The sequence below is a fragment of the Microcoleus sp. OTE_8_concoct_300 genome, assembly GCF_031383065.1.
In the GTDB taxonomy this organism is placed as follows: Bacteria; Cyanobacteriota; Cyanobacteriia; order Cyanobacteriales; family Microcoleaceae; genus Microcoleus.
Genome location: NZ_JANMZH010000114.1, coordinates 1 through 6,784, shown reverse-complemented (window position 1 = coordinate 6,784; position 6,784 = coordinate 1). Strand labels below are relative to the sequence as shown.

Below are 6,784 nucleotides of genomic sequence, written 5' to 3'. Positions count from 1 at the left end.
TATTTGGCTTCAAGGCAAAAGATTTTTGAGAGAACATTGGTATTTATGTAAATCTTTCCCACTTATTAAAAAATTATTTATGCTGGTAACTCATTGTCAGATTTTTGATTTTTACAAATTATATATGTATGACTTTTTTGTTGAAAACCCTGAATTAATACCAACTTAATCATGATTAGTGAAGCCAGATTAGTTTGCAACTGATTTAGGATTGCTATAGTAACCCGAATCTTGGGTTTCTGCCTTACCGAGGGTCAGGATAATTTTTCCTTGAACATCAGCGAGAAACACCACCAAACCCGACCAACCCCGTCGATTTTCATCCACAACGCGGCCGTGAATCAGGGAGTCTTTCTGGTCAACTTCAGGAACGCGAATTTTAGCAATTTCCAGTTCGACTTCTAAATTTCTGGAAATAGCTTGATTGCGTTTAATGGTGGATTGAATCTGTTGCACTCGCAGGTTTTCTCTGCCCAACTTTTTCTCCAATCGCTTAGCTTCGTGTTGCAGCAGGGAACCCATGACAACTTGCACGTCTTGGACTTGCTGCAAAGCATCGATGTTAGCGGAACCTGCATCGCTGAATGCTTCGGTAATTCTGTTCCGGACTTCACGGGGAAAATTATCGTTGATATCATTCATATCAGTAATGGTAATGGGTAATAGGTAATGGGCAATAGAGAACAGGTAATATAATTAATCCTCCTACTGTGGAATAACTGGACGACAAAATGTTGCATCCAAAACCTGATTTCCCTCAAAGACACTGGCAGGACTCGCAACTGCAAAGGCATTGAACGCAAAAATGCAATGGTCGCCCTGATTGTTTGTCGTGTTATTCATTAGTGTACTCAAAGTAATCAGTGAAAATCTCACAACAGTGGGTTTGTCTACGTCGATAATTTCCTTCAAGCGACTGTCACTCGCCCGCAAACTTGTTGCCCAAAGCACGGTATTCACAGCAAAAATAATTACCCGCTCAGATAAACGCCGTCCTCCTAAGTCGTCGGATTGGTTCCCATCAAACCCAATGTCATCTACTGAGAAAATCCATTGGCTTGTCAGGCTAGTGTTTTGGATGCCTACGCGAGTTTGATTGTTGTTGAATAGGGTATTGCCATTGGGAAATAGTAAGTCAGCGCTGGGATTTCGGGAAAAAGAAGTGTAGTTTGTTTTTGCTCCAGAAATTGCACCAACTGATGGGATCGCGCCGCCAATTCCCGGCGTACCCAGCCGATTTAATCCGCCCAAATTAACGATCATAACTCCTCCAGCAAGAAGGTCGAAAAACTCAGTTCCAGATAGTTCACTATTGAAATGGTTGTTGACAATTGAAACAGATCCGATCGCCAAAATAGTTAATGCCTGACCCGCAGGTTGGTTCACAATATTGTCATGCACTCGTGCGGCCAGTCGTCCCATCAGTGCGCTTGTGTTCGCGACACCCACAATAGATTTGGTGGCACTCAATGCTGTCGAGAGGAAACTGAGGAGTGGGAATGATGAGGCTGCCAACACGATACCACCTCGTTTGCCAGGAATTAAACTACCTGTGGCATTCGTTAAGGGACCATTCTCCGCAATCCAGTTGTGGTTAATATCCATCTGTTCTCCGTAGGTGACAAAGATGCCACATACGGGGTTGATATGGCTGGTTCCGTTGCTTTCAATGCGATTGCGAGCGATCGCGAGATTGGCACAGATACCGAGAGAAATCCCCCCGAATCCTCTGACTTGAATTTCAGTTCGTAAGACTCCCTCGATCCTATTTTGGAAACAGGTAAAGATGTGGTTTTCGTGAATTTCCAAACCGATAATTGGATTGCCAAAAACAGCAAGAAATCGGGTAAATTTTATCAGATGACGAGCCACATTTTTAGGTAAGGAATCAGGCAACTCGACGCGAGGTATGCCAATTCCTGATAATCCCATGTGGGAAATTTCATTGCGATGGATTTCGATTTCATAGATAAAAGCGAGCAAATCGCCCAGATCGATTTCTTCTGGAACGACCTCAATCTGGTGGAAACCGAATTCGCGACCATTCTCCTGGAAGGAAATGCGGTCGATTTTGTAGCCTGGAGTGATAATTGAAACTGTATATTTTCCCGATGCAATTTTTTCAGTAACGCAGTCACCGTTATTGTCAGTTATGGTTGAGAACGTTGTACCATCTTGATCTTGACTTTCAAAGAGAACAGTAATATTCGGGAGTCTCGTTTCTCCAGATACAACGCGACCCCACAGCTTACCGCCACTGTGTTCGATCGACTGTTCCTCTTCTTCCGGGCTTTCTTCCAGTTCTTCTAGAAAGACCGCCAGTGAAGTTCCCAAGGCAATGCCATTTCCCGCACCGCCATTAATTGTGTTTTCCCAAACTTTTACACGTTCGGAACCGCCAGCAATTTGAATACCACCTAATGCTTTGAAGGGATTTGTGGGAATGAACAAAAGGACGACAGTCCAAATCAAATTGATATAGGCAAGAAAGGCAGGAATGCTGATATAAAGAATCTCTAAATCCGCGCATGGATCAGTAGGATTGGGAGTTTCTCCACCATCAGGTTTTTGGGGAGGCGGAGTATTTTCAGCAGGAATTACCCCGATATCGTTGCGTTCTACGAGGCTATCTTCTGCCATTAAGTACATCGCAACGCCAGCCCCTTCTTTATCCAACATCCTAATTTTGTTGTGGTGAATGTGGATACCGAGTCCTCGCTTGACATGGATTGCTTCTTTGTAGGCAATCATCCGGTTGTGTCCGATTTCGATTTCTCTGAGATTCCCAACTTCAGTTGCTTCGAGAACAATTGCAGTTCCTCCTAGGGTGACTAAATCTATGTCGAGTAGGGCAATACATTCTGAATCTATAATGTGGAAAATCGAGGAAGTGCGATTTTTTTTTCGAGGAATCACGCGAGTGTGTTTACCGCAACCTTCGATTTTGATATTGCGCTTTTCTTTAATGAGAACGTTAGCTTCATGGAGTCCGGGTAACAAACAAATTTTTCCGCCCAATTTGGGAAGATGTCTTAATGCTTCTTCGATAGAATCAAAATCTCCGTGACTCGTTTTACCATCGCCAACTGAAAACGTGCAACACCCTTGTTGCTGGGTTAGCGGACGGAAAATATCGCGGCAATCCTCAATTTGTTCGTCGTCGAAAGAGATATCTAAACCTGCATTCCAGTTCAACTCTGCCAGAGGAACGCGATGATAATTAATGCCTTCGGGGTGTTGATCATCTAGCAAAATTGGAGGGTTGCTAATTTCCCCTGCACGTACTTTGAAGGTCCAATAGTCTCCAGGTCGATAATAAGTTGTATCTGGGTTGTCGAATTCTAGACGGATGCCGTCCCGGAGTTCTTGAGGTTCTGAGGGTTCTGTTGCTTTGGGGAAAAGTGCGATCGCACTTATCCCATTCCAAAGACGAAAAAATACTTTTCCAGAAGGTAAAATTGGCTCAGCATAGCGCTCATTAGCCACTTCTAAATTGTCACCATTTAATGTGACTTCCGCACCATAAGTCACGCGCCAGAAACCCTGTTCTTCATCCAAATTAATGACTTCCAAGTAAAAACCGGTCAACCCCGACATTTTAATTGCCTGGTCATTTGCCGTCAGGGTGATTCTTTTTTTATCGCCACTTACTTCGTATTTTCCTCGTCCCACCAAACCACCATTAAATTGCGACCATTTGAACCAGGCAGTACCTTCATTAACCTGGGCAATTTCGATGCGATAAAGTTGGTGTTCAAATCCCGTGTAGCCGCCACCTTCCACCACCGGACAATCGCCACCTGTTTCGGCTGTATCTTGCAGAGAAACCGTGAGTTTGCCTTTCTTACTAACGTCATCTTGCAACTTGTCGATGATATTGTGGCAGTCCTGACCGGCAGCTAATCTAAACAATCGAAAGCGCATAGATGTGAGAACTCGTTCCGTGGTATCGGGGCCTCCTAATGCAGGTTCGATTAAAATTTCTGGCATTTGGAAACCGTTGAGTGCTTCTCGCCAAACTTCCAGAATTACAGCATCCCGAATACCATTTTTGATGTCTGAAACTTTGCCGGATGGGTCTTGAATTGGTGGTTCGAGATAAGTTGCCGTATGCGTAACATTTGATTCTCCCGGCAAAGTAACTGCTAAACCATCTGCCCATCCTTGACCTGGGTGAATTTCTAGCTGTACTTTTCCTGTTTTTGCGTTTGCATGAATAACCTTAAATGCGTTTGGTTCTTGAGTCGAAATTGCCGCAACATTCGATCCAATAATTTGTTTCGCAGCACCATCTTGCCAGTCTAGTGCTATTTGGGTCTGATCGTTCCAATCCCGATCGAGAAAAACTCGTCCCTGTTGGTGCAAAACACCATTAAGGTTGGGTTCGTTAATTGCGTCCCCTCTTGAAAAATCGCCTTTCATTGTTTCTCTATCCCCTTTCATTGTTTCTCTCCGGTGTTGATAATGGGTGATTTAGCTAACTGGAATTAATAGAGGTCTAATTCCGACTGGCATAAATTCTCGAAAGCGAATTTGTAAATTACGCCATTTATGAGCCTCTAACAAAAATCCAAATGCTCCCATTTCATCCTCATTAGGTCCTCTTTCTCGAATGCGAAAATCGGATACCCGAGCAAGTTGTCCATAGGCTGGTTCGCCGAAGATTTCGATAACAAATTGCAATTTTGCTTCGGTTCCTGTGACGCAGCCTAAGTTTTGAGGTAAACGGTCTCCTTTTCCAGAAAAATAGCTATAGCGAATGCAGCCAGTTTGGTTATTTAATACTTCCAGCGCATGAACCCAAATTCCGCCTCTGCCGCTGATTATTTCGACTCGCATTCGTCCAAAAATGGTAATGCCATTAACTTGAGTTGGCGGCCCCCAATCATTCACAGAATCAGTGGCATTAGCAACGGCAAAGCTGGTTTCTGGGTCGTCACCTACGCCTTTCCCAGCATCGATAATGGAATGAGAAAGAAAGAGACGATAGCCCCGATCGAGGAGCAAAGAACCTGCTATCGATCGTTCTAAAATAATCTCAGGAGTTTGGTTGAATATCTTTTCATCATCTTCACTAAACCCATAAGGTTGACGCAATTCTAGGGAATGACGCATTGGTTTTCGCTTCCCTTCTACTGTCCCGTCTAGGAGTTTTTGACCGCCTGGATCGAGGGTACAATCAACAATTTCTAGACGGTTAATTGCTGTTCTAGCAATGAGTGGCGCATTGACTGGAAACAAATCATCTCGCGTCAAATATAGTCCTTCTAGCCGTAGGGTTAAGCTTGCGGCTTCTGCAACATTTTTAGGACGAACGCGCAGGGGCCGTGTTAGTTTTATAATCGGTCTTTGTCCATCGGCTGCTTGGATAATTAGGGAACGATTGAGTTGCAAGTTGGATCCACCGTCTTCGTTAATGTTTCCGGCGATCGCACTTAAATCCAAAACATGAACGCGACTATCTTGAATTTCAATAACAACGGGAGATGTTGCATCTTGAATGTCGTTCAACGCTTCATTTAAAGTATGACCCTCAAAAAGATTTACTGGCTTAACCACAACTGTTTCGTTATCCCATTTTTTTGGTAAAATACGCGATCGCGGATGTGCGCCTACAGATCCTACTGCGCCGTAGGTATAAGTTAGTAACAGGTGCTTTTCAAGTGCAGTTGCTTCTTCCAATTTGCCAAGGCCGATCGCAATTCTGCCAATAATCGGATCGATCGCGATTTCTCGATCTTTCAGTGGCGGTTGTATCCCTGTTTCCCAAGCGCACAGATTTTCACCGCGAATTTTCCAACACAATAATTTAGTTCCAGCACAGTCCGGTTCTGGTAAAAAGTCCGGTTTTGGTAAAAGGAGTTGCAAACCGACCTCGGAAATATCGAGAGAGTTAATGTTAGTATTGGCTGGACTATAAGTATGGATCGCCACGTATTTTTCCGGTCTTCCTGCTTCTGAATTTGTTGTTAATCTCGCTGTTGCGATCGCCCCTGGTGTTTCGTCGAGTTGAGTAATAATTGGTGGATCTTTGTCTGGATCGAATTGATAAGTATTAAACACTCGAACGGGTTCGCCGAGGGGATGAACGTAGAGTCGAACAACGTGGGTTGCTTCTTCAGGTACTACCGTATTTGTTGCTTGGATTTTCATAATTGGCTTCGTAAACCGGACTCGATAATCTTTGAGTCGCCACAGAAAAATCGCCAAATTAGGCAAGTTATACCGGATATTTCCGAAGGTTGGTGGTTTCAAGTCGGGAATATGGGCAAATGGATCGAAGGGAGTATTTAGTAAACTCAGCATCGCCGGATCTCGCAAAGTCACAGTTCCGCCTCGGATGGGGGTAAATCGCGTCGCCGAGGCATAAGGCGGGTTGCCTCCAATATCAGGTCGTTGGTGATTTAAATGCTGATTCCAAACCAAATTTTCGCGCAATTCGACAGCATGAATTCCCCATTGAGTCAAGTTATAAGTTAGGCGTTCAATGCTTGCCAAAGTTCCCTTGCGGCGGCGCAATGCAATGGTATCGGCAACATCGGCACGTAGCGTCCAAGGGTCGCCTTTCAGAGGGCTTGTTCCTAATAAGTCGCCGATATAAGGAATGACCCAATCTTCGCAGGTTTCGATAAATAAATCGTCGTAGAGAGACTCGATATTTTCGTGAATGGCATCAAAGATAAAATCTGCGATCGCCAAATAGTTTTTAAGTTGACCGGGTGGGGTTTGTTCCTCATCTTTGACTCGGTAAATTTCCGGTAGTCGATCGTATAGTGGCTTCATA

3 protein-coding genes are annotated in these 6,784 nt (G+C 44.2%); all 3 read right to left on the bottom strand.

What is annotated here, in order from left to right; genetic code table 11:
- Positions 1 to 189 precede the first annotated feature (189 nt).
- Complete coding sequence (locus ACUVJL_RS05760) at positions 190 to 642, bottom strand: hypothetical protein (RefSeq protein WP_445244980.1); 453 nt, start codon at positions 640 to 642, stop codon at positions 190 to 192.
- Positions 643 to 705: 63 nt separating this feature from the next.
- Positions 706 to 4,443 (bottom strand): DUF6519 domain-containing protein, encoded by a 3,738-nt coding sequence (locus ACUVJL_RS05755; RefSeq protein WP_445244979.1) that lies wholly within the window; start codon positions 4,441 to 4,443, stop codon positions 706 to 708.
- Positions 4,444 to 4,473: 30 nt separating this feature from the next.
- Positions 4,474 to 6,784, bottom strand: a 2,311-nt coding sequence (locus tag ACUVJL_RS05750) for a hypothetical protein (protein ID WP_445244978.1), incomplete at its 5' end; no start/stop codon positions are given.